General features: G+C 44.6%; 18 protein-coding genes. 4 read left to right on the top strand and 14 right to left on the bottom strand.

The genetic code is table 11. The annotated features are described in order from the left end of the window. Positions 1 to 23 precede the first annotated feature (23 nt). The 3 genes from BAQU_RS02085 to rfbA form a co-directional block, all read right to left on the bottom strand. Positions 24 to 1,262, bottom strand: a complete 1,239-nt coding sequence (locus tag BAQU_RS02085; protein ID WP_211277088.1) for an ABC transporter ATP-binding protein — start codon at positions 1,260 to 1,262, stop codon at positions 24 to 26. A gap of 2 nt (positions 1,263 to 1,264) precedes the next feature. Further along, the gene (locus BAQU_RS02080; RefSeq protein WP_094692418.1) at positions 1,265 to 2,092 is read right to left on the bottom strand and encodes an ABC transporter permease; all 828 of its coding nucleotides are present in this window, start codon (positions 2,090 to 2,092) and stop codon (positions 1,265 to 1,267) included. Between the two features lie 66 nt (positions 2,093 to 2,158). Then, positions 2,159 to 3,049: a glucose-1-phosphate thymidylyltransferase RfbA gene (rfbA, locus tag BAQU_RS02075; RefSeq protein ID WP_094692417.1), complete on the bottom strand. Its 891-nt coding sequence runs from the start codon at positions 3,047 to 3,049 to the stop codon at positions 2,159 to 2,161. Positions 3,050 to 3,147: 98 nt separating this feature from the next. On the opposite strand from rfbA, the gene BAQU_RS02070 reads away from it, so the two are divergent. Beyond that, positions 3,148 to 4,161, top strand: a complete 1,014-nt coding sequence (locus tag BAQU_RS02070; RefSeq protein ID WP_094692416.1) for a glycosyltransferase family 2 protein — start codon at positions 3,148 to 3,150, stop codon at positions 4,159 to 4,161. A 34-nt stretch (positions 4,162 to 4,195) separates the two neighbouring features. Continuing rightward, positions 4,196 to 5,287 (top strand): glycosyltransferase, encoded by a 1,092-nt coding sequence (locus BAQU_RS02065; protein WP_094692415.1) that lies wholly within the window; start codon positions 4,196 to 4,198, stop codon positions 5,285 to 5,287. On the opposite strand, the gene BAQU_RS02060 is transcribed toward BAQU_RS02065, so the two are convergent. The 3 genes from BAQU_RS02060 to rfbB all read right to left on the bottom strand — a co-directional run bounded on the left by BAQU_RS02060 (position 5,262) and on the right by rfbB (position 9,329). Then, the gene (locus BAQU_RS02060; protein ID WP_158215612.1) at positions 5,262 to 6,689 is read right to left on the bottom strand and encodes a DUF2142 domain-containing protein; all 1,428 of its coding nucleotides are present in this window, start codon (positions 6,687 to 6,689) and stop codon (positions 5,262 to 5,264) included. The genes BAQU_RS02065 and BAQU_RS02060 overlap by 26 nt on opposite strands. A gap of 42 nt (positions 6,690 to 6,731) precedes the next feature. Next, positions 6,732 to 8,168, bottom strand: a complete 1,437-nt coding sequence (locus tag BAQU_RS02055) for a sugar nucleotide-binding protein (RefSeq protein WP_094692413.1) — start codon at positions 8,166 to 8,168, stop codon at positions 6,732 to 6,734. A 141-nt stretch (positions 8,169 to 8,309) separates the two neighbouring features. Then, a complete protein-coding gene (gene rfbB, locus BAQU_RS02050) occupies positions 8,310 to 9,329 on the bottom strand; it encodes a dTDP-glucose 4,6-dehydratase (RefSeq protein WP_094692643.1) in 1,020 nt (339 codons plus the stop codon). A gap of 353 nt (positions 9,330 to 9,682) precedes the next feature. On the opposite strand from rfbB, the gene BAQU_RS02045 reads away from it, so the two are divergent. Both BAQU_RS02045 and BAQU_RS02040 read left to right on the top strand, forming a co-directional pair. After that, positions 9,683 to 12,382, top strand: a complete 2,700-nt coding sequence (locus tag BAQU_RS02045; RefSeq protein ID WP_094692412.1) for a hypothetical protein — start codon at positions 9,683 to 9,685, stop codon at positions 12,380 to 12,382. Positions 12,383 to 12,588: 206 nt separating this feature from the next. Next, the gene (locus BAQU_RS02040) at positions 12,589 to 14,424 is read left to right on the top strand and encodes a hypothetical protein (RefSeq protein WP_158215611.1); all 1,836 of its coding nucleotides are present in this window, start codon (positions 12,589 to 12,591) and stop codon (positions 14,422 to 14,424) included. Between the two features lie 86 nt (positions 14,425 to 14,510). Here the strand turns inward: BAQU_RS02040 and BAQU_RS02035 are convergent, their stop codons facing one another. From BAQU_RS02035 to BAQU_RS02000, 8 genes are all read right to left on the bottom strand, one after another. After that, positions 14,511 to 15,539 carry a glycosyltransferase family 2 protein gene (locus BAQU_RS02035; protein ID WP_094692410.1) on the bottom strand — a complete coding sequence of 343 codons (1,029 nt, stop codon included), beginning with the start codon at positions 15,537 to 15,539 and terminating at the stop codon, positions 14,511 to 14,513. A gap of 5 nt (positions 15,540 to 15,544) precedes the next feature. Next, positions 15,545 to 17,023, bottom strand: a complete 1,479-nt coding sequence (locus BAQU_RS02030) for a lipopolysaccharide biosynthesis protein (RefSeq protein ID WP_094692409.1) — start codon at positions 17,021 to 17,023, stop codon at positions 15,545 to 15,547. 172 nt (positions 17,024 to 17,195) lie between these two features. After that, positions 17,196 to 18,236 carry a glycosyltransferase family 2 protein gene (locus BAQU_RS02025; RefSeq protein ID WP_094692408.1) on the bottom strand — a complete coding sequence of 347 codons (1,041 nt, stop codon included), beginning with the start codon at positions 18,234 to 18,236 and terminating at the stop codon, positions 17,196 to 17,198. 66 nt (positions 18,237 to 18,302) lie between these two features. Continuing rightward, positions 18,303 to 20,471 carry an RICIN domain-containing protein gene (locus BAQU_RS02020; RefSeq protein WP_143241946.1) on the bottom strand — a complete coding sequence of 723 codons (2,169 nt, stop codon included), beginning with the start codon at positions 20,469 to 20,471 and terminating at the stop codon, positions 18,303 to 18,305. A gap of 130 nt (positions 20,472 to 20,601) precedes the next feature. Continuing rightward, a complete protein-coding gene (locus BAQU_RS02015; protein WP_094692406.1) occupies positions 20,602 to 21,267 on the bottom strand; it encodes a hypothetical protein in 666 nt (221 codons plus the stop codon). Positions 21,268 to 21,310: 43 nt separating this feature from the next. Then, on the bottom strand, positions 21,311 to 23,425 hold the full coding sequence (locus tag BAQU_RS02010) for a DUF7657 domain-containing protein (RefSeq protein ID WP_211277087.1): 2,115 nt from the start codon (positions 23,423 to 23,425) through the stop codon (positions 21,311 to 21,313). A gap of 157 nt (positions 23,426 to 23,582) precedes the next feature. After that, positions 23,583 to 24,515, bottom strand: coding sequence for a glycosyltransferase family 2 protein (locus BAQU_RS02005; RefSeq protein WP_094692404.1), 933 nt, complete (start codon positions 24,513 to 24,515; stop codon positions 23,583 to 23,585). A 126-nt stretch (positions 24,516 to 24,641) separates the two neighbouring features. Then, the gene (locus tag BAQU_RS02000; RefSeq protein WP_094692403.1) at positions 24,642 to 25,886 is read right to left on the bottom strand and encodes a nucleotide sugar dehydrogenase; all 1,245 of its coding nucleotides are present in this window, start codon (positions 25,884 to 25,886) and stop codon (positions 24,642 to 24,644) included. Between the last annotated feature and the right edge of the window lie 29 nt (positions 25,887 to 25,915).

Genomic DNA, 25,915 nt, shown 5'->3' with positions numbered 1-25,915 from the left:
GAAATTATTCCTCATGCGTGCATCTAATTACCGTCGATGGTGACCTCAGTATGGGGAATCATCAAAGGCATGGCAGAAACTGCGTAACCTCGCATATGGAATTGATATGCCGCGGCCTTGATTACAAATCTTTTCGTCCCATTATCAAACACTATATCAACGTGGAAGTCTCCAAAGGCGAGAGTGTTTTTTACGGAATATACAATCGTATGGCTGCCAGGCTGCAAGACATGTGGCTTGCTGTCTCGATCCGGCAGAGAGAAGGCAAGCCATCCTCGTCCGTCGACAACATCAACGCGAAGTGCAGTGCTCTCAACCGGTTCGGTGTTGTGTATGTTTACGGCAATGTCAAAATCTTCATATTTTTCAATGTATTGCTGTTCGGCACCATTCACCGTCAGCTTGATGCCGTCCAGGATCAAGGACGACTCCTTGGCACCTTCTGGATGCTCATTGTCTGATTTTGATGTTCCCAGGAAGGAGTTCGAATAGGCATCGGCGATCTTTTCCGGATCACCAATCTTTGCAATCTTCCCATCTTGAATAAACATGGCACGGTTGCAATAGCGGCGAACATCACCCATGGAGTGGGTGACAAGAATGATAGTCTTCTTGTTCCTCTTGGCTTCGAAGAAGTAATCCTGACATTTCTTCTGAAATGCTTCGTCACCTACTGCGAGCACTTCATCGAGTACCAGAATGTCGCCCTGCGACTTGATTGCGACCGAAAATGCGAGACGCACCTGCATGCCACTGGAATAGTTCTTGAGCTTCTGCTCCATGAAGTCCTGAAGCTCTGCAAATTCGACGATGTCATCGTACATCGCATCAATCTCTTCATTGGTGAAGCCGAGCATCGCACCATTGAGATACACATTTTCTCGGCCTGTCAGCTCTGGATTGAACCCGACCCCAAGCTCGATGAAAGGAACAAGTTTGCCGGTTTCGCTCACCGTTCCTGAATCCGGTGCATAGATCTGCGAAATGATTTTTAGCAGGGTCGATTTGCCGGAGCCATTCTTTCCAACAATTCCGAAGAAATCACCTTCGTATACATCGAAAGAGATATCTTTCAACACTTGCTGAATACGATATCCGGTGCGTTCATGAAGCAAGTTCAGTAGCGAAACCTTGAGACTGTTCGCTCTGTCAACTGGCAGCTTGAAGCTTTTCGAAACATCGCGCACCCTTAGCGCAATCTTCCTATCACTGTCTTTTTGTAAGTCTTCTGAGTTCTTTGCACTTCTTGAAATACTCGTCATGCTCATACCAACTCCGCAAACTTGTTTGATTTAGAAGAGAAATATGTAATTCCGCCGACAAAGAATAGAACACAGATAATCACAGGAATCAGCTTAATCAGAGGGTTGCTGAAAGACTCCCAAATAATAGGATTCTGAGGTGCAATCAAAATGTGCCGGGCATCCTGAACTATTTGAGCAAGCGGATTGAGCAAGATCAATCGGCTCAGCAAAGGTCCATAATGAGGGCCTAGATTGGTCGCAACCAAAGAAACCGGATAAATGATTGGAGTGGCGTAGAAACCAGCCTGAATAACCACTTCCCAGATTGGACTCAGGTCGCGGAAAGTAACATATAGGGCACCGAGATAGAATCCAACTCCCAGCGATAGAACGAATAGCTCGATAACGAGTGGGAAAATCAGCAAACCCCACCAACTCGGCTGCACTCCGTTGATCAGAGCGAAGATAATCACCACAATGAAGTTGATGCCAAAGTTGATCAGTGCACTCATGCCAGCTGAAATGACAACGACGAATTTGGAGAAGTTGATCTTTCTCATCAAATCCCCATGAACCACGACGGAAGACATCGCTCCCGACGTCGTTTCCACGAAGAAGTTCCACATGGTGATGCCGAGAAGCAAACCAACGGAGAAATGCGGCACATCCGCTCCGAACTTCAGAAATCGGATGAATACCAAATACATCACGCTGAATAGCAGAAGTGGCTTTAAAACAGACCATATATAACCAAGGAACGATTGCTGATATCGTAGCTTGAAGTCTGTGGCGACCATGGCCTTAAGAAGCACACGGTTCTTCTCTGTAAATATCTCAAAAATCTGCAATACGGACTCCTTGTGAATAAACGTCCTTATAGTAGCTCACCACAATGAGCCGCCAATTGTGCAAGCTCAGTCATCCGGTCGGGAGATGATGCGATTTTCGGCCACCTGCTTGAGATGCTGGCCGTATGGTGACTTGCCGTATTTACACGCAGCCTCCACAAGCTGATCTCGATCGATCCACTTGTTCTCGTATGCAACCTCTTCGACGACCGAAATCGGCAAGCCCTGCGCCTTCTGCACGGTGCGAACGAACTCCCCTGCCTCATAGAGGCTGTCCATTGTGCCGGTATCGAGCCAGGCATATCCGCGACCGAGAGTCATCACGTTCAACGAGCCATCCTTGAGATACATCTCGTTCAGATCGGTGATTTCGAGCTCACCACGTGGCGACGGCTTGACCCGCTTGGCCATTTCGGTCACGCGTGAATCATAGAAATACAGCCCTGTCACCGCGTAGTTGGATGCCGGATGCTCTGGCTTTTCTGCAATGGAAACGACTCTTCTCTCCTTGTCAAACTCGACAACGCCATAACGCTCAGGATCGTCGACATAATAGCCGAAGACCGTAGCACCATGACGCTCTGCTGCCGCCTTGCGCAGCACGTTGCCAAGACCATTGCCATAGAAGATGTTGTCGCCCAGAACCAATGCACACGGTTCGCCAGCAATGAAATCCTCGCCCAGAATGAATGCCTGCGCCAGTCCCTCTGGCTTTGGCTGCTCCACATACGAGAAATGGACGCCAAACTGGTCGCCAGAGCCTAGGAGGCGTTTGAAGTTCGGTAGATCCTGTGGTGTCGAGATCACCAGAATGTCTTGAATTCCAGCCATCATGAGCACTGAGAGCGGGTAATAGATCATCGGCTTGTCGTACACCGGCAACAGCTGCTTCGAAGTGACCGTCGTCAACGGGTACAGCCTCGTTCCCGAACCGCCGGCCAATATAATGCCTTTCATACAACCTCTTTCCGCCACGTACTTACCGCAACGTAGATTATTATGTATCAGGTAACTGAACTATAGTAGCGTCAAAATCGGCGAGGAGTAGACAATAGATGCGTCTCTTCATACAAATTCCATGCCTTAATGAGGAGAAAACGCTCCCACTGGTACTTGAGAAGATTCCCAGGACGATTCCGGGGGTCGACGATGTCGAACTCATGATTGTCGACGACGGTTGCTCTGACAACACCGTCGCGGTCGCACGGAGCCTGGGTGTCAAGCATGTCGTGCATCATGCCAGGCCGATGGGCCTTGCACGAGCATTCCGTGATGGAGTCGACTATGCACTGAAGCATGGCGCAGACATCGTGGTGAACACTGATGGCGACAACCAATACCCCAGCGAAATGATCGGCGAACTGGCCCAGCCAGTCATTCGTGGCGAAGCCGAGATCGTAGTTGGTGACCGTCAGACATCAAAGATCAAAGAATTTTCACCTTTTAAACGTCTGATGCAACGATTTGGCTCATGGGTCGTGAACAAGGCGGCGGGCACACATATCCCAGATGCAGCAAGTGGATTCAGGGCTTATTCACGCACGGCGCTCATGCAGCTCAACATTGTGACCGAATTCAGCTATTGCATGGAGACAATCATTCAGGCCGGCAACAAGCGCCTGGCTATCACCAGCTTCGCGATAACCACCAATCCCAAGACGCGTGAATCCCGTCTGTTTACCAATATCTTCGAACATATGGCCAAGTCGGGTGGCGCAATCGTCCGTAGCTTCCTGATGTTCAAAGCCCACGTCATCTTTTTGTGGTCAACCATTATCTTCGGAGTTCTAGGCGTTTTCCCGTTTATCCGATTTCTTACTCTTCCTGCGACAGAAGGAAGGGGCCACGTTCAATCACTGCTGGCAGGAACAGCCATGCTGACCTGCGCTGTAATCTCACTTGCACTGCTCATCATATCGGAAGTGCAGCGCATCCAACGAAAACTCGTTGAAGACGAACTCGAACGCACCAAAGAAATCATGTATTCAAAGCCTTATCAGAAGATTTGGGAGCGTGAGCACTCTGAATCTGAATCTGCTGATGGAACGCCCGCTGCTCATAACCTCTGAACCATACATAACCTGCTAAGGAATTGATGAAATAATGAAGCGGATACTGGCTTTCGGTACATATAACAAACGAAAACACCCGAGAGTTGGCATCATCATCGATGGCCTGCGTGAACATGGCTGCGAAGTCGTTGAAATCAATCATCCTCTGACACTCTCAACAGCGGGTCGAGTAGAGATATTGAAAAAGCCATGGAAGCTCTTTGGTTTTGCAACACATTTGTTGAATCTGTGGATTCACCTGCGCAAAGATGCGAAGCGCTGGGTCAAAACCAATGGCAATCCAGATGCTGTTCTGGTAGGTTATATGGGCCACTTTGACGTATTGCTAGCACGTCATTTGTTCCGTGGTATTCCCATCTTGCTGGATCACCTTATCTTTGCAGGTGATACGGCAAAGGATCGCGGTTCTTCCGGAATAAAAGTCACCTTACTCAAGCATTTAGACCGCATGGCAATTAATGCTTCTTCGCTTGTTCTTCTTGATACCGAAGAGCACAAGGCCATGCTTCAGCCACAGGACCACGGACTTGTAATTCCCGTAGGCGCAAGTAAAGAATGGTATAACGCTCGAACATTGACAGATGGGCGAGATAAAGACATCGTCTTTTATGGTTTATACACGCCACTCCAAGGCGTTCCAGTGATAGCTGAAGGAATACAACTCCTCGCGCAACGAGGAATTACCCCACATGTGACACTCATTGGTCAGGGCCAGGATTACGAATATGTACATAGGCAACTTGAGAAGTTGAATAACGTCGAATTCATCAATTGGATCGAACCTGAAGATCTGCCACTTCTTGTCAGTACGTATGACATTGCTCTTGGAATTTTTTCAACCACTTCCAAAGGCCTTCACGTGGTTCCAAACAAGGTCTATCAGTCCATGGCAGCCGGATGCGCGATAATAACAAGTGACACTCCACCGCAAAGACGAGAGCTGGGCACAAGCGCTATATTCACAGAGCCAGGAAACGCTAAGGCATTGCGCGATGCAATCGCAACGCTCATTCAGCACCCTTCGCAGCTTCAACAACATATGGAAGCCTCACGGCAGTGCTCCAAAAAGTTTACGGCCTTCGAGGTAACCCGACCGATTATGCGTTGGCTGCAATCAAATTAACTTCCCTTTCCTTATTCACCACAGTATTTGGCACAAATGCAAACACACAGCACGGCAAGAGCGGATATATATAACGTAATTGAAATCCTCCAAGTGCGGTGATGCTATTATTGCCTAGATCATTCCAAGTCAACGCGAGAAAACCATACATGCACATAACGGCACTAAAACTGAGCATAAGAATGGTCACGCAATAACGATTGCGACTGAGCCATTGTGAAAAGAGCACACGCTTTTGAGAATTTGCAGACCGCTCAACCAGTGCATTAATGGCACAGCACAACCAAACTGTTAACAGTAGAACGAACTGAGGGAAAAACCAGATTGGTTGATGAATGAACATTCGCGGTATCTGCATTATTGAATGAAGCGTCAATGACCCGATTCTTGTTGGATCTGAAACTATATCGTGCAAGTTGCTTTTTACATTGGCGATTGCTAACAGACCACCAAAATATAATTCCCAAGGTATAAAAGTGACGCAGAATACCGTAACAGGGATGAAAACCGTCAAGATTTTAGTCTTGATATTCATTAGCGTATGCGGGAGTGCAAAGATAATAAGTACTGGTAATGCGTAAAAAATCTTGCCATACAGCAGATACAAAAGTACCAGAGAATATATAACGCACTCCAATTTCGAGGAATGTCGATTATCGACAATTGTTCTTATCAACATAGCTGTGAAGAGGCCGCATAAAGCGATGATTAATCCATCAGGCATAAGGCTTGAAAGAAGATACACAATCGAAGGCATAGATCCGATAGCGACCAAAACCCATTTTCCTCGAGGAATAAGCCATATTGCCACTCCCCAGATTATTATAAACGTTATGATGTTTGTAATTCTAGCCAATTGCCAGCTTGCATATGGCGAAAGATGGATTGATAATCCAATACGCAAACCCGTTCCCTGCGGTGCATATAGCAATGGAAAATATTGATTCGCCCTGTTCGCATGATGCGCATCGGGAATCGTGACATTTACCTTCGGCTGACTATTTGCAAGCTTTTGCTGTTGAATACTTGCATCGCCCTTTATCGAAAGCTGTATGGCTCCAATGTCCAAAACGTTAGTTTTGCCACTCAAATAGAGAAATCTTTCATCCCCATCAAGACTTTGACGCAAAACCTGGTTACCTGCACCATCAAATTCTTTATGTGTTGGAGAGAAGATCTTTCCTGTTGCCAGCGTATAGGCCGCGGGACCGTGCATATCTGGATCTGGAGATGTCAATGGCCCCAGTCGCACTAAAAACCATGAGCACTGTGCTAGACATAGAATCAGGAAAACAACAATGGGAAGAACACAGTATCTGTGCCCTTGGATAGGCTTGAAATCCCCGTTGTTGAGTCCACTCGATTGAGCTGAATCATCTTCGTGAGATGAATCAGCTTCCACGTCAGAAACGTTATCTCCGAGCTGAGGATTCGACACGGTGCGTCAGCCTTCGAGGGTGATTACGTACTGTTTCAAAGCCTCTTCCCAATCCTCGGGATGGAAGCCTGCGGATTCAATCTTTGCAAGGTCAAGTGCACTATTGACTGGACGAGGTGAAACCGGTCCCTTCGCATTGGTCATGTACTCGTCGGTGCTCACTGGCTTGACACGTTCAGGGTCGGCACCGGACAAGGCAAATACTGTCTTGGCGATATCACACCACGTTGCGATTCTGCCTGAACCGGTGAGATTGTAGGTGCCATATCCCGCATGGCTATCCAAGAGATGGAAAATGCCCGCGGCCATGTCCTGTGTGAAGGTCAGTCGACCATGCTGGTCATCCACGACGGTGATCGATGAATCGTTGTCGGTAACCTTCTTGGAAAGCATGTTCATCGTCTTCACAAAGTTGTGACCTTCGCCAATGACCCAGCTTGAACGAACGATGTAATGCCGCGGAGTATTCGCAACTGCGGTATCTCCTGCAGCCTTGGCCTGGCCGTATACGCCCAATGGTGCGAATGGCTCGGTTTCTGTATGCTGCTTGGCGACGCCGTCAAAGACGTAGTCACTGGAAATGTGTACAAGGGTGATCTTATGCTCTGCAGCGACTTTGGCAAGCAGCGCCGGCCCCTGAGCGTTGGCTTTCCAGGCAGTTACACGACCCTCTGGGGTCTCCGCCTTGTCCACTGCAGTATATGCACCTGCATTGATGATGGTTCCGTAGAGAGCCCAGTTAATCTTGTCGTAGCTTGCTGGATCCGAGAAATCGAAGGTATCGATATCTGTATATTCAAAGCCTTGCGCGTGATGTGCTTCCGCATATGCTCGGATTGCGTGGCCAAGCTGACCGTTTGAACCGGTGACCAAAGTTCTGCGAGGTCCCATTGGAGTCGCGTCCTTGAGCATGGGGTGGTGCAGGTCGGCTTCGCTTCGTTCACTCTCTTCAAGTGGGATGGGCCATTCAATGTTAAGCTCCGGATCAGCGAGATTGACGAAAGTGTATGTCTTCTTCTGCTCCATGCTCCAATGGGCATTGACAAGGTAGGTGTATGCAGTGCCATCAGTGAGCGTCTGGAAGCTATTGCCCACTCCTCGGGGCACGAAAATGGCTTTGGATGGATCAAGTTTCGTTGTAAACACTTCACCGAAGGTCTTGCCTGGGCGCAGATCAACCCAAGCTCCGAAAATCTCACCGGTTGCAATGGAAATGAACTTGTCCCAAGGTTCGGCATGAATACCTCGTGTAACTCCACGCGTGGTGTTGAAACTGATGTTGTTCTGAACTGGTCCGAAATCAGGTAGACCAAGTTCGCTCATCTTGGCACGTTGCCAGTTTTCCTTGAACCAACCTCGGTTATCGCCATGTACTGGCAAATCGAAGACAACCAATCCAGGAATATTTGTTTTCGTTGCCTTGAGTTCCTTCTCGAATTCCATCGTTTAATCTGATCCTTTCGCCGCATCCATCAAGTGCATAAATATGTCTTTCAGAAATGGTACTCGCAACTGAATGAGTATCGCTCTGAACGGCTCGTGCCTATTCTGTGTAATGCTCACAGACATTGCTATTGTTGAATCTCACTGCCCCTGAGCCTTGTAGCGTTTTTCGGTTGCAGCCTTGGTCTTCTCCCACCATTCTTGATGGTTCGTGTACCATTCGATGGTTTTATCAAGCCCTGATTCGAAGTTGGTGTGCTGCGGCTTCCAGCCCAACTCGGTGCGAAGTTTGGTGGAATCTATCGCGTAGCGGCGGTCATGACCCGGGCGGTCCTTGACATGGTCGAAGGCATCCTCTGGCTGACCCATCTGCTTGAGAATAAGCTTCAACACATCAAGGTTGTTCTTTTCTCCATCCGCTCCGATGAGATAGGTTTCTCCTAGCCGGCCCTGGGTAAGAATCGTCCATACAGCGGAAGAATGGTCATCGGTATGGATCCAGTCACGCACATTCAGGCCGTTGCCATAGAGCTTGGGACGGATACCGCTGAGGATGTTGGTAATCTGGCGTGGAATGAACTTCTCGACATGTTGGAATGGCCCGTAATTATTCGAGCAGTTGGAGATGGTCGTATGCAGCCCATAGGTTCGCGTCCAGGCGCGCACCAGCAGATCCGAGGAGGCCTTGGTCGAGGAGTATGGGCTTGATGGATGGTACGGGGTTGATTCAGTGAATCGTGCGGGATCATCAAGCGCAAGGTCGCCATAGACCTCGTCGGTGCTGATGTGGTGATAACGGATACCGAACTTGCGAACCGACTCAAGAAGTCGGAAAGTGCCCTCGACATTGGTTTTAAGGAATGGCTCTGGATCGGCAATGGAATTGTCATTATGCGATTCGGCCGCATAATGCACGATGGCATCATGCCCTGGCACAATTTTGTCGAGCAGCTCGGCATCACAAATATTGCCATGCACGAAGTCGACGCGATCCTCAGGCAGTCCCTTGATATTGTCCAGGCTGCCAGCATAGGTGAGTGCATCAAGCACGGTTACATGAACCTCGGGATGATTCTCCACCACATAATGCACAAAATTGGAACCGATAAAACCACAACCACCAGTAACGATGATGTTCTTAGGAGTAAATGCTTCAGTCATATGATTCATCTTAGCGTTGCAAGGGGAGAATGGACATGTGGGCTACATACAATCTGAGCAGACATTTTTCATTGTGCTTGCTCTAACTGTTGAAGACCAACGATATCATTTTCAAACGCTGTGATCTTTAAGATTTTTAGTCAAATTAACGGAATTAAAAAACTCTAACGACTAGTAGGCATTGAGTCTTCAAATCGCGGAAAAACGACAAGAAGAATAAAGCTTCATTATCAATGCTAAAGGAGAAACTGTGCAAGAAGAGTGGAATAGAGGTAGCGCTGTGCTTCAGATAATTTTCTTGCTCATTTTCCTACACTTGGAATAACTCTCGATATACTTGTAGTCTTGCATACGTGGCAACAAGAAATTTACGAACAATAGCTCTGAAGCTCAAGATCAAAAAAACCATCACATGGCTTGGGACTCATAAAGCTGTTTCATGCTCAATACTTTTTGCTTTTCTAGCGTTAATAATTTGTTTTATCAAATTGGCACCGATAAATTTATATTATGTCGTTTCTTTGTCAGATAACGCCTCTGTTTCGGATTCAGTGATCTTTAAATTTGATAATAATCCTGGTTATGAGGAATCAGCAACGCAAAAAACTGGTATTAATTACAATCCACATGCAGTCGCTAAGTTACGTATTGACCCAGCAAATGAAGATTCAAAATCGCTCAAAATCAGCATACCCGAAAATAATGTTACAATTCAACAGCTTTCAGTAGTCGTAAGTGTTAATGGGAAAACCTTATATCACACTTCTTCAATAAATGGTTACCAGCTCTCCCATAGCACGAACAACAATAAAAATGCTTATCAACTGACTGAAAAACAGATGAGCACTATATGGTTGCAAGCGCAATTAAAATCAGAGGTTAAACTTTTCGTTCTATCTGCACTCTTATTGTTATATTTGGCATTTATATTGCGCTTGACCATTTTTTCGAGCAGTAAACAAATCTATTATTTGAGTGGGCTTCTTATAGCATGCCTTGTGATAGGGTTCGTCGCGAATACAGCTCTTGTCAAACAACCAATTGAATTACACCGCGAAACATCATCTTCCACAGCTACACCTGTTCAACAGGCTGATCGATTTAGCATAACTCAATCTATTACACCTGCAGCCGATGTTTCATCTATTACATTGCCAGTTACAATAACTAATGGTATTTCTCCTACCGACAGTAACGACCCCAATTACAAGTCTGTCTATTACAGTAGTCAACGTTTCAAAGATGAGTATCAAATTGCAATAACACAGGGCGTTTCGCATATTTTAATTTTCAAAGGACTCATCACACCAAGTATGCTCAATGCGGATCTGAATCAAATTTCGATTGAGGCGAATGCCCCTAAAAAAAATGGGGCTGTTGATATAACTGTTTCAAAATTAAATGATTCAACTGTTCCGACACTAGTATTTCAGACTACGAGGGTGTCGGTTAATAAAAGTTTCGCAACAACACAAAATATTACAGCCAAGAATCTTTTCCTAGCTGTTGGAGCAAATTACTCGGGATTTAACTATCGTGGATTAATCATACTGTTGGTCATCGGTTTTTGTATTATTCTCTTAATTAATCTGCTAGCCCTACGGAGATTTTTCAGTAGATTTAAATTCATTCTGTCAGCTGGAAATTACCTAATAATGCTGTGTTATTCATGCATGCAATTTCTGATTTATAGTAAATACGTCAATGGCTTTCCAGACGAACTTGCCCATATCTCCTATATTGCGTATTTGCGCAAATTTGGAACTCTAGTACCGAATTTTGCACAGATGAAAGTTTATGCGTTGGGATCTGCTCCGGATTCTTTCGATATATCTCACGCACAAAGCTTCAACTATCTTGGTCATCCACCACTGTATTACCAAATCATGAAGTTGCTTAATGGAGTCACGATTAAAGGGAATATAGCTTCATTCAATATCAGTCAAATGCGATTAGAATCATTTTGCATTGCGATGCTCGGCGTTGGGATACTGTTTTATATCGGACTTACAAGGTTACCGAAAATACCTCTGCTCCACCTGCTCTATGGATTACTTATTATCAGCCCTCCTAATCTTATTTATTGCGTTAGTGGAGTGACTAATGATTCGCTTACCATTCTAACGGTCGCAATATCATTGTTAGGATTTATTCGCTTCAGTGAGAAGCGTTATAGCGTATTCACATATTCGCTTATCGCTCTGGGAATAGTAACAAGCCTACTAACAAAACTAACAGCAGGTCTTATAGTCAGTTCCTCGGCAATATGTATATTGGCGTATTCCCTATTCAAGGAAAAAGGCATAACAAAAATTTGCAGCTGGAAATTCCTAATTACCATTCCTCTGTATGTGCCAATTGTGCTTTATTTTGGCTATCTTCATGTGAAATACCACACAATTCAACCAAACTTTGCAAGCTTAGCTTACCATGAATACGTCCATAGCGGTTGGTACACTCCTATCGGGCAACGCCCAGAAATGGGTGTTTGGGGATTCCTAACAACATATATTTCTAACTTCGTAAACACGTGGTACAACTTAGCCGGAGCTACCGCAACTGGCAGAGCAGCAGACTGGCCATTCTTCAGTTTAGATCGAATTGGAATTGTTCTCATTCTTCTCATACCGTTCATACTCTTCTTTGTGAAAGCTAAAGACCGTAGAAAGAAGTATTTGCAATTTGGGATATTAGGGATTGTCGTAGCTTTACTGATTCAGCTTCAAGGTACTTATTCCAGCGTTATGCAGAACGGAAGGTTTGGCGGTTATTCAAGTAGGTATTATCTTTGCGGGGTTGGTATTCTTGCACTAGCAGTCATGTGGATTTTCTGCCAGTATTTTACGAACAATTCAGGTATGAACCTTTCTAAACAAGTCAACACAGATGTAGGTTTGTTAGGGAAAGAGGCTGAGGAAATGAATACTATAGACACACAATTGACTTCCCAAGGGATTTTATTATGCGCAAGTTTCTGCTTATTGCTCTTCTTCGATGGATTTATTTATTCTGTGCTGTATCAAGCGCCAAATATTTCCGGATTCGCTCAGTAATTTCCTTGTTCCTCAAATAACAACACTTGAAAGCAACTATGGCCAGAATTAGTTTAAATCGTGATTCAAATACTCAGTCAACTACGTCACAACAATACTTATTGACACTTTTCAATAAGCGGTTCGATAAGCATAAGGTTGAAAAGAATCCGATTCCAGACTCCTCACCAGAGGAATTCAGTAGTTCGATAGGTACCAGAAACTCGATGGAACACAGAAGCGAGAAATATGCAAGAACAGCATTTGTACTCGTCATAATTATTACAAGCATTAGGCTAATTTTCGGTTTGATGCTCCCCTTAACGGCTAGATCAACTGTGAATCTGCATCTTGATGATTTTCTAATGATTGATTATTCTCATCTGTGGAATCATTTTCATCCCACTACAGCAGATGACATTTTGTGGGCGCAGGTTAAACCGATGTCATATCCGTATTTTCTTTCTTTTATTAGAGTTTTAGGTATTCCTTACAGGCTCGCCTTTACAATACTTTGGATTATTTCATCACTCATCGCAAGCACTGGACTTTATTATTTGGCAAAGCATCTACAATACTTTACTTCCCCCAAATGGTCAACTTTGCTGTATATATTGATATACTCGTTCTTCGTATTCTCTCCAGTAGGGTTTGATGATACCACCGCTCAAAGAATATACCGAGAATCAATCATTCCACCTACAGTGTTCCTCATTTTTGGTCTGATCCTCATATTGATACATTTCAGTTTGGAATTTCATCAGTTCCAACACAACAAATATATCTTTCTTGAAATTGCGATAGGGATACTTCTTGGAATAACTTTGGCATTCTTCTGGTATATTAAGGAATCCAGTATCTGGCTGGCACCTCTGATTGCAAGTGGCATACTTATTCCATTAGTCATTCAATTTCAATCGATACTCTCGTTATTCAGATCACGAATCCCCTTAAAAATTAAAACCTGTAAAGTTATTGCAATCTTAATCGTGACAGCAACACCAATTTCAACATTTGGTGCCGGAGCCTGGATGTATAACAAAGTCAATGAGCATTATTTTGGTGTCCCATATGGATCGATCCGCACAGAAGGAGAGATTGCCGGATTCTTCTCTAGGCTATACCAAATTAAATCCCCTGAAAGAACCTCCTACACTTGGATACCCTGGTCAGTGATGCAAAAAGCTATCAATGCATCCCCGACACTTAAATCTCAAACAAAACTCATTAATTTAATGAGGAACTCCAGTGAGTTTGGAATCAAAAATTGGAGGCAAACTCCACCAGGATCTGATATGGGAGTCTGGGTAATGTTGAAATATCTTCAGCAGGCAGGACTATACAAAAATCAACGTGACCCACAAATCTTGTTTGCGAAGATTAATTCAGAATTGGATACGGCAAATTTACAACAAAGCTCTGGCTTCACTCCAACTTCACTGTTGCCGAAAAAGAATATTGACCAAATCATTGCTCTGAAATCTTCATTCCATGCAATCTGGGACACATCTGTCCTTTGGCAAGACTTCCAACTAACAAATAGAGAAAACACAATTTGTCCCATTGATACAAACGCTAATAATTGTCGAATACTTGAAACTTCTTTATCGACCGTTTTCCCTCTTTCAAACGATGCAGCACAATCATCTCAATCATTCCAATACTCACTTAGTACAAAATTCTCATCAACGATTTTCCGCATTTATCGAACTGCTGCACCATTCTTAGTATTATTTTCCATCCTTGGTTTCGGAGGCACTTGTATTTTAGAAATTTATAGGATGGTTAGAAAAAAACATTTGACTGCCGTTACTCAAATAAAAATGTACACAGCAATTATTTCAATTTCCTGTGTATTGTCAGTCATTGCTCTTACAACTGCGGTTTCGTGGCAATACCCTGTCGGAGGAACACCTAACTACCAGCAGTTGAAGTACTATACCTTAGCTTTTACCCCACTTATTCAAATTCTCGAAACCATAGGTGTAGTTCTGCTCATAAAATTTCTCAAAGATTTTGTAAGTAGAAAATATTATTCCAATAGCGCCTGCAGAAATAAATAAAATATTGAACATTCAGTCTTTTGCGCTATGACTCGTATAAATCGCAATTTTCACAATTGATACATGCCATATGCCATACACCATTGTTATTGCATGGCATGTATCAATTGATCATAAATTTTATTCTCACCACGACGGATTATAGCTAAAGTCCGACACTTGAGACGATCCCTGTGACTCAATCTTGCAACTAAGAGTCGCACCTTATCATAATCATCATTGTTTGTTTGACTCGCATGAATTTGTTGTCTGCTTGATTCTCTCAACCCCAATTTTTCATCTCGCACACTCGCCGTAAGTCCGAAGTAGTTGCGATAAGGAACTACTCCATGGCTAAGAGTGAACTCGAAGTTCTCTGCGGCAGCAGTGACATTGTCATGCCAGAAGGCCGGCGTGCGCTGTGAATGGGTCACCGAATCCGGTTCCTGAAGCCAGTAGTAGAGCACTTCGTTCACATCGACCACGCGTTTCGTGCGTGCATAGAGTGGACCCGCCATGCGTATGTCCTGGGCGTAATGACCTTCTTTGAATCGCAGGCCATCCCACAGCTCTCGCCTGTAGAGTCTGCACCAATTGGCTTCGTTGAAATAGCGAGCTTCTGTCTTTGCCCCTCCAAGAATGCGCAGGGTTTTACAGAACACGCTTTGATATGCATTGAGGGGATCATCGATCAGCGTCAGCGCCCCCAAGCTCTGAGCCTGAGAGGCAGACTCAATGGTCACGGGCAGTTCAGAAACGCCGATCTGATTCCAGCGACCTTTCGCCATGTCAGCATGCGTCTTCTGCAAGGCCATCAGCAGATGCTCAACATTGTTGTTGTGCATGATGTCATCATTGTCGCAGAATGCAATGCAGTCTCCCGTGGCAGCATCCAGTCCTGCGTTCTGCGCGCTGGCGATGCCGCCGTTGTGCTTGTGAATGACCGTCACCCTTGAATCATGGGCTGCATATTCGTCGCACATGTCTCCGGAAGCATCCGTCGCGCCGTCATCGATGAGCAGTATCTGCAGATTGCGATAGCTCTGGCCAAGAATTGAATCGACGCAGTGCCTCAGATAGCGTTCTGCGTTATATACAGGCACGATTATGGATACAAGCGGCTTGCTCACAGGCATAGTAATCAGTGTACGGCTTCCTCTGAATTCTTGCGGCCACCACGCTTGCGAATCATGTTCAGCAAATCTTTGGGAATTACGACCACATGTGTGGCGAGCATAATGGTGATATACAGACCATATATGACTACATAGATAAGCGCCATGATACCCAGACCTTCAATGTTGAAGACATGGAACAGCAATCTGACCACAACCCATAGAATTGCGTTTGAAACGATTGCAATGATGGCATTGCGCGTGATGATATTGCCCGTTTTCCGAGCCAGTATCAGATAGGAAATCACCATCGCAATTCCGGTGCAAATCATGCTTGCCAACGCAATATGAGTGATTCCGCCAAACTTTGCAGCCAGAATGAAGATGGGAACAACAATAACCAACGAACAGATCGAAAGCGCGTCTGAGAATCTGTTTGAACTAAATGAGGTGTGCACCATGTTCAGCATGACCGTCATACCCATGAAGAAGCTGGAAAGCGACAGGAAGCTCAATGCGGTACCCGCAACCGCATACGCAGGGTGATAGAAGGAAATGAGAAGCGAGGCACTTGAAGCGGAGATGACAATGGGGATGGGCAAAATAAACGAGAGCACGAGCAAAATGAATTGCTTCACCTGTTTCACCGCCCCGTGCACGTCATTCTGGCCGACCGCCTTGGCAACGACTGGAAGAATGACCGTGAAGAATGCAGTCATGAGATAGTACGAAAGCTTACCAAAGTTGACGGCACCAGTGTAGTAGCCAGCCATCGAAGCAGGTTTAACAACCGATTTCACAATCAATGTGTCGATGCTGAGCACGAGAGACACCATAATAAAGAATATTGAAAAGCTTAATGTGTTGTGAGCAATGGTTCTGAAAGGAATTACACGACTACTGAAGGACTTCAATTCCTTCCTATATCTGAACATCAGGATGCATCCTAAGCCAATCGAGAATATCAGTGCCAGGAGATAGCCGACTTCCATGCCTGCAACGGGATCCTTTTGGAAGAAGAAGATTATCAAAGGAATAACCGATAATTTTGCAATTGGGTAGATAGTGCTCAATAATGCACTTGTACTGAACCGTTGAATGCCGTCGCTGAGGCCCAACAGCAGAACGAATAATCCGTTTGCAGGCACGAGGAAAGCTGCGATTCTGAAGTAGATGGCAAGTGTTGGGTCATTCAGAATATAACTAAAAACAGGGGCACCAAAGAAATTGATGCAGAAGAATGCAAGAATTAACAGCAATTGGAACAACAAGCTTTTTCGAATCACATCACCCACATCGAAGCGACGCATGGATATTTCCTTCGCGAGCGACTGTCGTGCACCATTGGAGAGGAACATGTATTCAAAATCGAGAACGGTCATAATCGTACCCACAATGCCATAGCTAGCCGCAGGCATCGTGCTACCGAGGTAGTAGTGAATACCGTACGAGGTTAAGAAAAATACAACATTGCCAATAAGATTCAAAACTAGACCACGCCGCATATATCCACTCCTAAATGAGGTAATAACCCGCAGAAATATACTCTTTAACTCTTCCGCCAGAACTATATTTCTTTATCTTCCTCTGAAGCTCTACAAGAGAGCATGAATCGAAACAAAGGAATTTTCAGTTATGGAATTAAATATATAAAAACAAGCCGGAAGTCCCACATAATCAGATTCTGCGCTTCAACTTACCCAATAGATTGAGCAACCAGAATTGCCTGTATTTGATGAGGGTTGAAAGAGTGGCTTGGGGCCACTCAAATCGAAGTGTTGATACAGAAGAAAAAATTCCTTTAAAACGCGGTCCATTAAGCAGATTAATAAATTCTAATTTCCTCTGTGAATATGAATGCGGATTCTGAGCGTGCATTGGTCCCAAATAGATACAATAAAGCAATTCCCACAGAACTCTGTATCTGTACAGCTCAGCTATATCCTTCCGCTGCGGGTAATCTTGCTGGATTATCTCTTTGTATGCATCAAGCGTTTTGTTTACACTGCTAAGAATCTGAGGGCGATATCTGTGACTTTCTGATGAAATAGACCATCGATAGTAATACAGAATCGAATCGATCTGCATTGCCTTTCTTACCTTCGACAGTAACTCAAAATTAAATACGACATCTTCCTCATGAGTTACTTCGTCTCTAAAATGAAAACCAAAGTTTTGAAGAAATTCATGTCTGTAAATCTTCGCCCAAGGAGTGGGCAACACCGAATGAGGAATAACTGGTTTATTGCTCCGAAACCGGTTTATACAGTCAGCCTGGATATGTCTGATCTGAACTTCTGTAAAGTATTGGATACCCTTAACATCATTGTCTTGCTGATTTGGAGAATCAGTTGAGAACGGAGAATATTGAAAATAGACAATTTGGCAGGTTGGGTCTGCCTTATTTTCGATTAGATTTACAGCTCCTTGTGCCAAAATATCATCATCATCGATAAAACAGATCCAGTCACCCTGAGCCTGGCGAAGACCAACATTTCTAGCTACAGTAATCCCACTATTTCGCTGTGAAATTACATGAATACATGCATATTGCTGTGAATATGACTCAAGCATCTCGAAACTATTGTCGGTCGAACCATCATTGACGCAGATAATTTCAATATTTCCATCATCCTGCTTCACGATACTATCTAATGTCTGCCTTAAATAATTTTCCGCATTATAAACGGGAATAATAAAACTGATTCCACAACTCATAGGTATTCTTTCTAATTCAGCGGACAATGGTATTTAGTCATCATACGCATATAGGACGTTCTCCGTTCAAGAGAGTTTTGACAATATCCATCGCTGTGCCTTTGAGCCATTCGAGGAATACAAAGCAACGATTGTCCCATTCACAGTCTGTCCATTGTGTGCGTCCAAAACATACTGTCCATTCAACGCTGATTTGAATGTAATCGAACCATCAGCATTTTTTACTGGAAACCATTCCTGAGCTTTTGTCCCGTTCGAACTATATTGCTGAACAGTAGCGTGGTTCGCAGTCTGTGCACCCGCAACATCAAGGACCTTGCCAGAATTCACGTTTGTAATTCGAACAGAACCATTGGTCAAGTTTGTAATTGTCCATTGCTGAGCCTTTGTCCCATTTGATTGGTACAGACTTGTCCTAATGCCATTCTCAGTTCTGGCCCCTGCAATCTCAAGAACAGTAGAAGTCAAAATGTCATTCCCCATGCGATATGTACCATTGGCTATTAACATAGTCGGGGTTGTCGGCGAGGTAGTAGCAGTCTGTTGAGGAAACGCTTTTAGCATCCACTGTTGTGCTATCGTGCCATTGCCTGTATAGATTGTCAGCCGTTTATTCTCCGAAACAATACCTCCGGAAAGCTCAACGAACTTCCCGGAATTAAGGTTATAGAATGATACCCTTCCGTTACCAGCATCGCGGAGGAACCAACGCTGGGCTTGAGTACCGTTCGATTGATATTGCTGTAGCACAGAACCGTTCGCTGTCGCACCACCCGGTATTTCTATCAGTTTTGATGTTGAACCGTTCGCAATCTCATAGACACCATTGGCAACCTGCTTCAAAACAAATTCCTGAGCGCTGGTTCCATTTACCGTATGAAGCTGAATCGCCGCACCATTATTTGACGAGGCACCGGCAACATCAATCGTATAATTGTTGTTTAGGGCAGAGAGAATCTCCACTGGCGTGTTGGTCGCAACAGTCGTTGTAGAAGACAACAAGAACTTCTGATTTGCGGCATTTTGAGCAGGGTTAAGGACAATCTGAGTTTTACTTGCCGCAGTTGAGCCATTAACAGATAGAGCAAAGTTCCCCAAGGCGGATTGAAGATAATAGCTTCCTCCCTCGGCTTGTCTTATGAACCATCGTTGTGCCTTGGAGTTATTTCTGGCGTACTGGTCAATCATTGAACCAGCGCTAGTACTTGCCCCATACACATCAAGTGCCTTTCCGGAGTTCATATTAACAATCTCATAACTTCCGTCTGACTGTCTTGTGAACTGGTACCGCTGTGCTACAGATTGATTGCCCACATAAAGTTGAGCTTGAACCTTGTCTAGCTTACTCGCGCCAGGTATATCAATGCTAGAAGTATATGCAAGAGCAGAATTGATATAGTATTGTCCATTCGGAATTGTTACCGCAGCCATACTTGTAAGAATTGGTCCTGCTTCTGTTGTCGGATCACCAAACCAATCGCCATAGTATAGATAGAAATTACGATTGCCATATGACGAACAACCGTCCCCTTCCCCATAACCTGCATTGAGCGCAGCCTGATTTGGCCGATAGGGCGTGTAGTTGTATAGTCCTGCAGTTGCCTGGTTCTTGATCGTTACCGTTGAAGTTCCACAAGAGGCCGCAGGATTCCAATAAATCTTGTTTGTACCGACCCGATACTGATACTTCGCTGGAAAAAGTTTGTAAAGCTTATATTGCCTAGCGGCATTGTAGACCTGATTGAAGAAGCCATAGTACTTCGCATCGCACTCTGCGGTATCGGGGCAACCAAATCCCATGGCTGTCTCATACCTCCACGGGCTTGGCCAGGTATGAGTCACCAAGCCATTCTCTTTCTGCAGAAGAACGATAAGCACCTTTTGGCTCACTCCGCAGCTGCGGGCGACTCCATCGATTATCTGGGCAGCGGTTTGCTTCTTTCCACCTACGTAACCGGCGCAATAGGCATCTTTGCTTTCCGCAGTGGTCGTCGTGGAATAATTCTTCAGGCACACGATTGTTGAAGGGGCTGAATCTTTTTCAGGATGGCATGTTGGAACCTGCTGATTCAAGAATGTCTGCACTTGTGCGGCAGTCATTGCGTTGGAATCATAAAAACGTGAGTCTGAGATAATATATCCTGCATTAAAATTCTTGGCATTTACTGCAGCAGAAGCGATCTCAATGGTAGGCAACCCTGCAGCGATGGTCAGCGAAAGAATTATGCCAAACACAACAACGATTGCCTCAACACACCTCAGAACTCTATGTTGCATATACTCGTTCTCCCAAATGTTGCTAATCTGACCACCATGTTGTATTTTACATCGTAAACGGGCAACCGTTAAAGCATCTCTTTGCCACTTAATTGACTTGAACGGTCTCGTGATCGGAATTACCTGAAGCCGCTTGCGACGAGTACGATATATGTATCTGCCAGGTTCCCTTCGCAATCTGATTTCGTGGAATCGTAATTTCACCGCAAGCAGTTGTAGTCGCATCTGCTATTGACTTGTTCGAAGCCGTAACTTGGTTTGAACCTTGAGTTGCAATCAATGTGCATGTTCCATTCGACTCAATGAAATTGTTTACACTGCCGTTGGCGTGAATCCCTGAAGAATCAGCGTCCCACCAGCTGAGAGCTACTTGCGCGACGACCTTTCCGTTCGTTGAATTTGTAGTATTTGTGACTGTTTTCGTATCTCGAGCAACACCATCCCCAGGATCATTTGCATCGGTTGAAGATAATGAACCGCCTGCTGTACCCTTGTCAGACGTTGAGCTGACAGAATCTGTTTGAACACTTGAACTTTTACTTGTATCGCTACTATCTGAAACAGATGAAGCATTTGAGTTCCCATCTATAGAAGAGGAGCTCGATTCTTGATTTGTGCTGGCAATCATCGCAGCCTGAGTTTTGTTCCAGGACAGCTCTGCCCAAATACCAAGCCCCGCAACGATAGCTATGCACACAATCGCTGCAATTGCAACAACAATAACCTGTTTCTTCTTGCTCATTTGAAATGCCATGCACTTTCTAGAAGTTTACTGGTCGCTTTCGAATCCAAATCCATTACTCACTTTGTGGAGTAATTATTTCGTATGGCGTCAACCCAGAAATCGTTGCACCAACTTGACGAACCCTATATTTATTTATGGTTATTGTATGAATATCGCCCGCTGCTAATATGTATCGAACGCCAATTTGGTGCAGCTGCTCCAAATTGAATATTACATCAAGCCGGTCAAACGCCCCTGTTGTAACCATCTTTTCATCACTCTTCAATGGTCTATCGACAAGCATCACGCTCATAAATGCATAACGATTATATGCACGTCTATAACGACCACTCTTATCAAGAATCCGCCATAACTTCCAATCAGGCGTCACCGACAATGCATTACTCGTTGGAATACCGTTAGCAACAAGCATTTGGGCAAATAAATGGCTGTCCCCACCTGCAACAATCCATTTTCCTGGCGACTTTGAGTCGACTTTCTGTACTTCTTCGACCACGGGCTGCCGAGTAAGCGCATCGGTCGAATATTGAACAGGATTTACCGAAAAACCGCTGATTGATAGCACCATCACAAGAATTGTAGTACTGATCCTTCTGAATACGTCAGATTTTGTTAATAGAGTTATTGCGAATAATGCGCCAACAAACTCAAAGGCACTCAGCCAAAACAATCCTAAGTAATTATTGTATGAAAGATAAACTCCGATTCCTTGAATTGCACAGCAAACCGCAACCGAAATCTTCATGAAGATATTTGACTTATCTGGGAGAAGCGAAGCAGCGCGAATCAGTAATAACACGTTGGCAAACTCGAACATGATAATTGCTCTGGCGCTGATACTATGTGATAGCCCTGTGAGTGCAGCAACAAGTGGAATGAAGCCAACAAATATGTAGAGACCAAGGAAGAGGGTCACAAGAAGCAACGCGATAATCAGAAAATCCTTGTTCTTCCTTTTCCACATGCAAAAAAATGAGAGTACTATTCCAAGAGGGAAGACTGTAACAAAAGAAGAAGCTTCAGTCGCATTTGTGTGTCCAACATACTCTTTGAAGGGAAATGCTAATCCTGCCATTGTTGAGAACAGCGACCAAACACTCTCTCCTCCCCCATTTGATATTCGTCGACCTGGATAGATTGTTGATAACTCTTGCTGAATTGTTTGGAACGAAGAATGCAGAACACTCATCATCAGAACGATAAAAATAATGATTACCGAGAGTATTCCAAACCAATCTTGAAACCTCATTGCAATTTCATGCCATGAAGACCTAAGCACCCAAATTCCTAAAGCTAATACAATGAACAGCAGAGGTATCATCCAAGCTGGATAGAGTGTGAGCATAAACATCCCGGCACAAAGCATTATTCCAAGTGCTGCAGCAAACCTCTTTATGCTATTATGCGTTGTTACGTATATTCGCAGCAGAAGTATCGAAAGAAATGTTGAAATGATCATTTCAACCAGGCCGTTTACCGCATACCACCATTGAATCACCGGGGCAAAAGTAATCAACGTTGCGCCGAGCACGGCTAATCCTCTGTGCTTTAGAGCTGGATTATTCCCCTGACTATTAATATCTGATGTAATTAACAAACAAAATTGGTAAGACACCAGAAATAATGTCACCAATCTTGCAGATGAATAAAATGCGAGCCCGTGCGAACTGCCGAGCAACAAATATCCCCAATGAAATGGTCTAAATAATTCAGCAGGTGTAATTACAGGTGCATCTTTGATAATAAACATATCGGCAGGACTGTTACCAAACAAATTGGAAAAATATCCGTAATGATTACTGGATTGAGAAAATGCCAGTGGAGTGTTTACAGCAAACTCGTCACTCCTAATTCCTCTTGGAGTTCCGAAAACGATACCATAGCCAACTGGTTTGTTCAGAAATAAGTTCCAAATCCCTAAGGATGAGTTATTAATGTTGAGCAACACAGCACTAAGAACTAGAACCACTCCTATTGCGATTCTCCATTTATGAATCCAGTCATTAGTTGTCCTCCAACCAAAAGAAATCCAAGACAAAGGGAGCGCACAAATCGGTAAAAACAGAAGTGTACGAATAACTAAAACATGTTTCGACTGAATGATGCTGGAAAAATCAATTTTAAAAACAGTATTCGATATAAGTGGATAGATCTTCACAATAAACACTGAGCAAATGCATGCCGCGGATATCACAAAAAGCAGTCGCAAAACTTTTCGCAACTGAAAATTGGCTTGTAGTTTGCTTATTGTCACAAGTTCCTCCACGAAAAATTTAACGTCGGCAAGTCTAAATAACCAAAATTATCAATACGTACCATACCAATTAATGTTTAATTGACTCTGCGACATTGCACGCTACAACATAATTTTTACGATCCTGTTCAGCTAATACATCAAGAATTATTCCAGAAACGATAAACAACAGTCCAAGAATCACGAGCAGGACAGAAACAATGAGTGTGGGGAATCTTGGTACAAGGCCAGTTTTCCAAAAGTCCACAAAAATTGGAATCGAAAAAACACATCCTACGATTCCTGTGAACAAGCCTAATGTTCCAAAGAATGGAAAAGGCTTATACTCCCGAATCATATGGAAAATCGTTGACATCACTTTGATACCATCACCAAGTGTGTCGAGCTTGCTCATAGACCCTTCAGGTCGATCTCTATACTGCACGGGCAATTCATAGATTCTGACATTTTTATCCAGAGAGTGAATTGTCATCTCAGTTTCAATTTCAAACCCTCTCGAAAGGCACGGGTATGTTTTTACAAATCGGTATGAGAATGCTCGGTATCCAGTCATGATGTCCTGTATATGCGAATTAAAAAGAGTGTTGATTGAAGAACGAACTAGCTTATTTCCAAATCCGTGGAATGCCCTTTTATTCTCTTGAAAGTAGGTCGAACTTAGTCTGTCTCCAATTACCATGTCATAGCCTTGCAACACTTTTTTCACTAACTCAGGCGCCTTCTCAGCTGGGTATGTATCGTCACCATCGACCATTACATAGGCATCAGCGTTAATTTCATTGAACATGGCACGAACAACATTGCCTTTACCCTGGCGCGGTTCACTGCGAACGATAGCTCCGCTTTTCTCAGCAATGGAAGCAGTGGCATCCGTGGAATTATTGTCATATACATATATAGCCGCCTTAGGAAGACAAGTATGGAAATCTTCAATGACCTTACCGATCGTCAGCTCTTCGTTAAAGCAAGGTATTAAAACCGCTATGCGGGAATCAGCCACCATTCTTAGCTTTCTCTCAATGTCTCTTCAACCATCAAGATTACGCTAAGGAATGGCTAAATAATTATCCATGCATGTCAATTATGTATAGGTTTTCGCAGCAAAGCCTCGCTTTGACAACGATTCCGTCTAGTCCCGCCTGAACAGATCCCTTGTATATACCTTGTGCGACACATCGACAAGGTCTTCATTCCAACGGTTGGCAACGATCACGTCGCTTTGCTTCTTGAAGTCTTCCAAGTCGTGTGTGACCTTGCTGCCGAAGAAATCAGGATCGTTCAGTGTTGGCTCATACACCACAACTGTGATCCCCCGTGCCTTGATTCGCTTCATCACGCCCTGGATGGCGGATTGACGGAAGTTGTCTGAACCGGACTTCATCGTCAAGCGATAGATTCCAACAACAGGGTCCTCAACGCCCTTGATCTTCTGCTCAATCTCGGTAGCGATGAAATCCTTTCGCGTGCGATTGGCATCCACAATGCCCGAAATGAGATTCTGAGGTACCTGATCGTAGTTGGCCAGTAGCTGCTTCGTATCCTTAGGCAGGCAATATCCGCCGTATCCGAAGCTTGGATTGTTGTAATCGGCACGAATTCGAGGATCCAAGCACACGCCATCAATGATTTCCTGGGTCTGCAAACCCCTGGTTTCTGCATAGGTGTCAAGCTCGTTAAAGAATGCGACACGCAAAGCCAGATAGGTGTTGGCGAACAGCTTGATGGCTTCCGCCTCTGTTGGGCCGACGACCAGACGTGGAATTCCAGAGGTTCCGTCGGCGTTGATACGATCGACCTCGCCCTCGGCTGCACCATGAATCAGCAGATCCGCAAAGCCCTCGGCTGCCCTGCGAGCCTCAGCATCGTCCTGTGGAGCACCAACGACGACGCGCGATGGATGCAGGTTGTCGTACAGAGCGTGGCCTTCGCGAAGGAATTCGGGCGAAAACAGCAAGCGATCATCCTGCAGTTTCCCTCGCAAATCAACCGTGTAACCGACGGGAATCGTGGACTTGATGACGATCCAAGCTGTCGGATTGACCTCGCGTATGGCCGCGATTGCAGCTTCGACGCTTGACGTGTCGAAATAGTTCTTCTGTGAATCGTAGTTCGTGGGAGTGGCAACAACGGCATAATCTGCACCGGTGTATGCCTGACGAGGATCGAGTGTCGCTTGGAAGTTCAACGGACGGCTGCCTGTCGAATTGCCATCGAGGAACTCTGTGATCTCCTTATCAACGATCGGACTTTTCCCATCATTGAGCATCTCAACCTTTTCAGGAATGATGTCCAAAGCATGCACCTCATTGTGCTGGGATAGCAATAACGCCACAGAAAGACCTACATAACCTGTTCCGGCAACTGCAATCTTCATCAATTAACCCACTTTCAGAAAAATTAAGC

Origin of the sequence: Bifidobacterium aquikefiri, assembly GCF_002259795.1 — a bacterium.
Lineage (GTDB): Bacteria > Actinomycetota > Actinomycetes > Actinomycetales > Bifidobacteriaceae > Bombiscardovia > Bombiscardovia aquikefiri.
The sequence above is the reverse complement of the archived record's forward strand: the minus strand, read 5'-3'. Positions and strand labels throughout refer to the sequence as shown.

Bases quoted from the DNA above. Each gene is read 5' to 3' on its own strand.
- BAQU_RS02085 (WP_211277088.1), bottom strand. From the start codon at position 1,262: ATGACGAGTATTTCAAGAAGTGCAAAGAACTCAGAAGACTTACAAAAA.
- rfbA (WP_094692417.1), bottom strand. From the start codon at position 3,049: ATGAAAGGCATTATATTGGCCGGCGGTTCGGGAACGAGGCTGTACCCG.
- BAQU_RS02070 (WP_094692416.1), top strand. From the start codon at position 3,148: ATGCGTCTCTTCATACAAATTCCATGCCTTAATGAGGAGAAAACGCTC.
- BAQU_RS02065 (WP_094692415.1), top strand. From the start codon at position 4,196: ATGAAGCGGATACTGGCTTTCGGTACATATAACAAACGAAAACACCCG.
- BAQU_RS02055 (WP_094692413.1), bottom strand. From the start codon at position 8,168: ATGGAATTCGAGAAGGAACTCAAGGCAACGAAAACAAATATTCCTGGA.
- rfbB (WP_094692643.1), bottom strand. From the start codon at position 9,329: ATGACTGAAGCATTTACTCCTAAGAACATCATCGTTACTGGTGGTTGT.
- BAQU_RS02040 (WP_158215611.1), top strand. From the start codon at position 12,589: ATGGAACACAGAAGCGAGAAATATGCAAGAACAGCATTTGTACTCGTC.
- BAQU_RS02035 (WP_094692410.1), bottom strand. From the start codon at position 15,539: ATGCCTGTGAGCAAGCCGCTTGTATCCATAATCGTGCCTGTATATAAC.
- BAQU_RS02030 (WP_094692409.1), bottom strand. From the start codon at position 17,023: ATGCGGCGTGGTCTAGTTTTGAATCTTATTGGCAATGTTGTATTTTTC.
- BAQU_RS02025 (WP_094692408.1), bottom strand. From the start codon at position 18,236: ATGAGTTGTGGAATCAGTTTTATTATTCCCGTTTATAATGCGGAAAAT.
- BAQU_RS02015 (WP_094692406.1), bottom strand. From the start codon at position 21,267: ATGGCATTTCAAATGAGCAAGAAGAAACAGGTTATTGTTGTTGCAATT.
- BAQU_RS02005 (WP_094692404.1), bottom strand. From the start codon at position 24,515: ATGGTGGCTGATTCCCGCATAGCGGTTTTAATACCTTGCTTTAACGAA.
- BAQU_RS02000 (WP_094692403.1), bottom strand. From the start codon at position 25,886: ATGAAGATTGCAGTTGCCGGAACAGGTTATGTAGGTCTTTCTGTGGCG.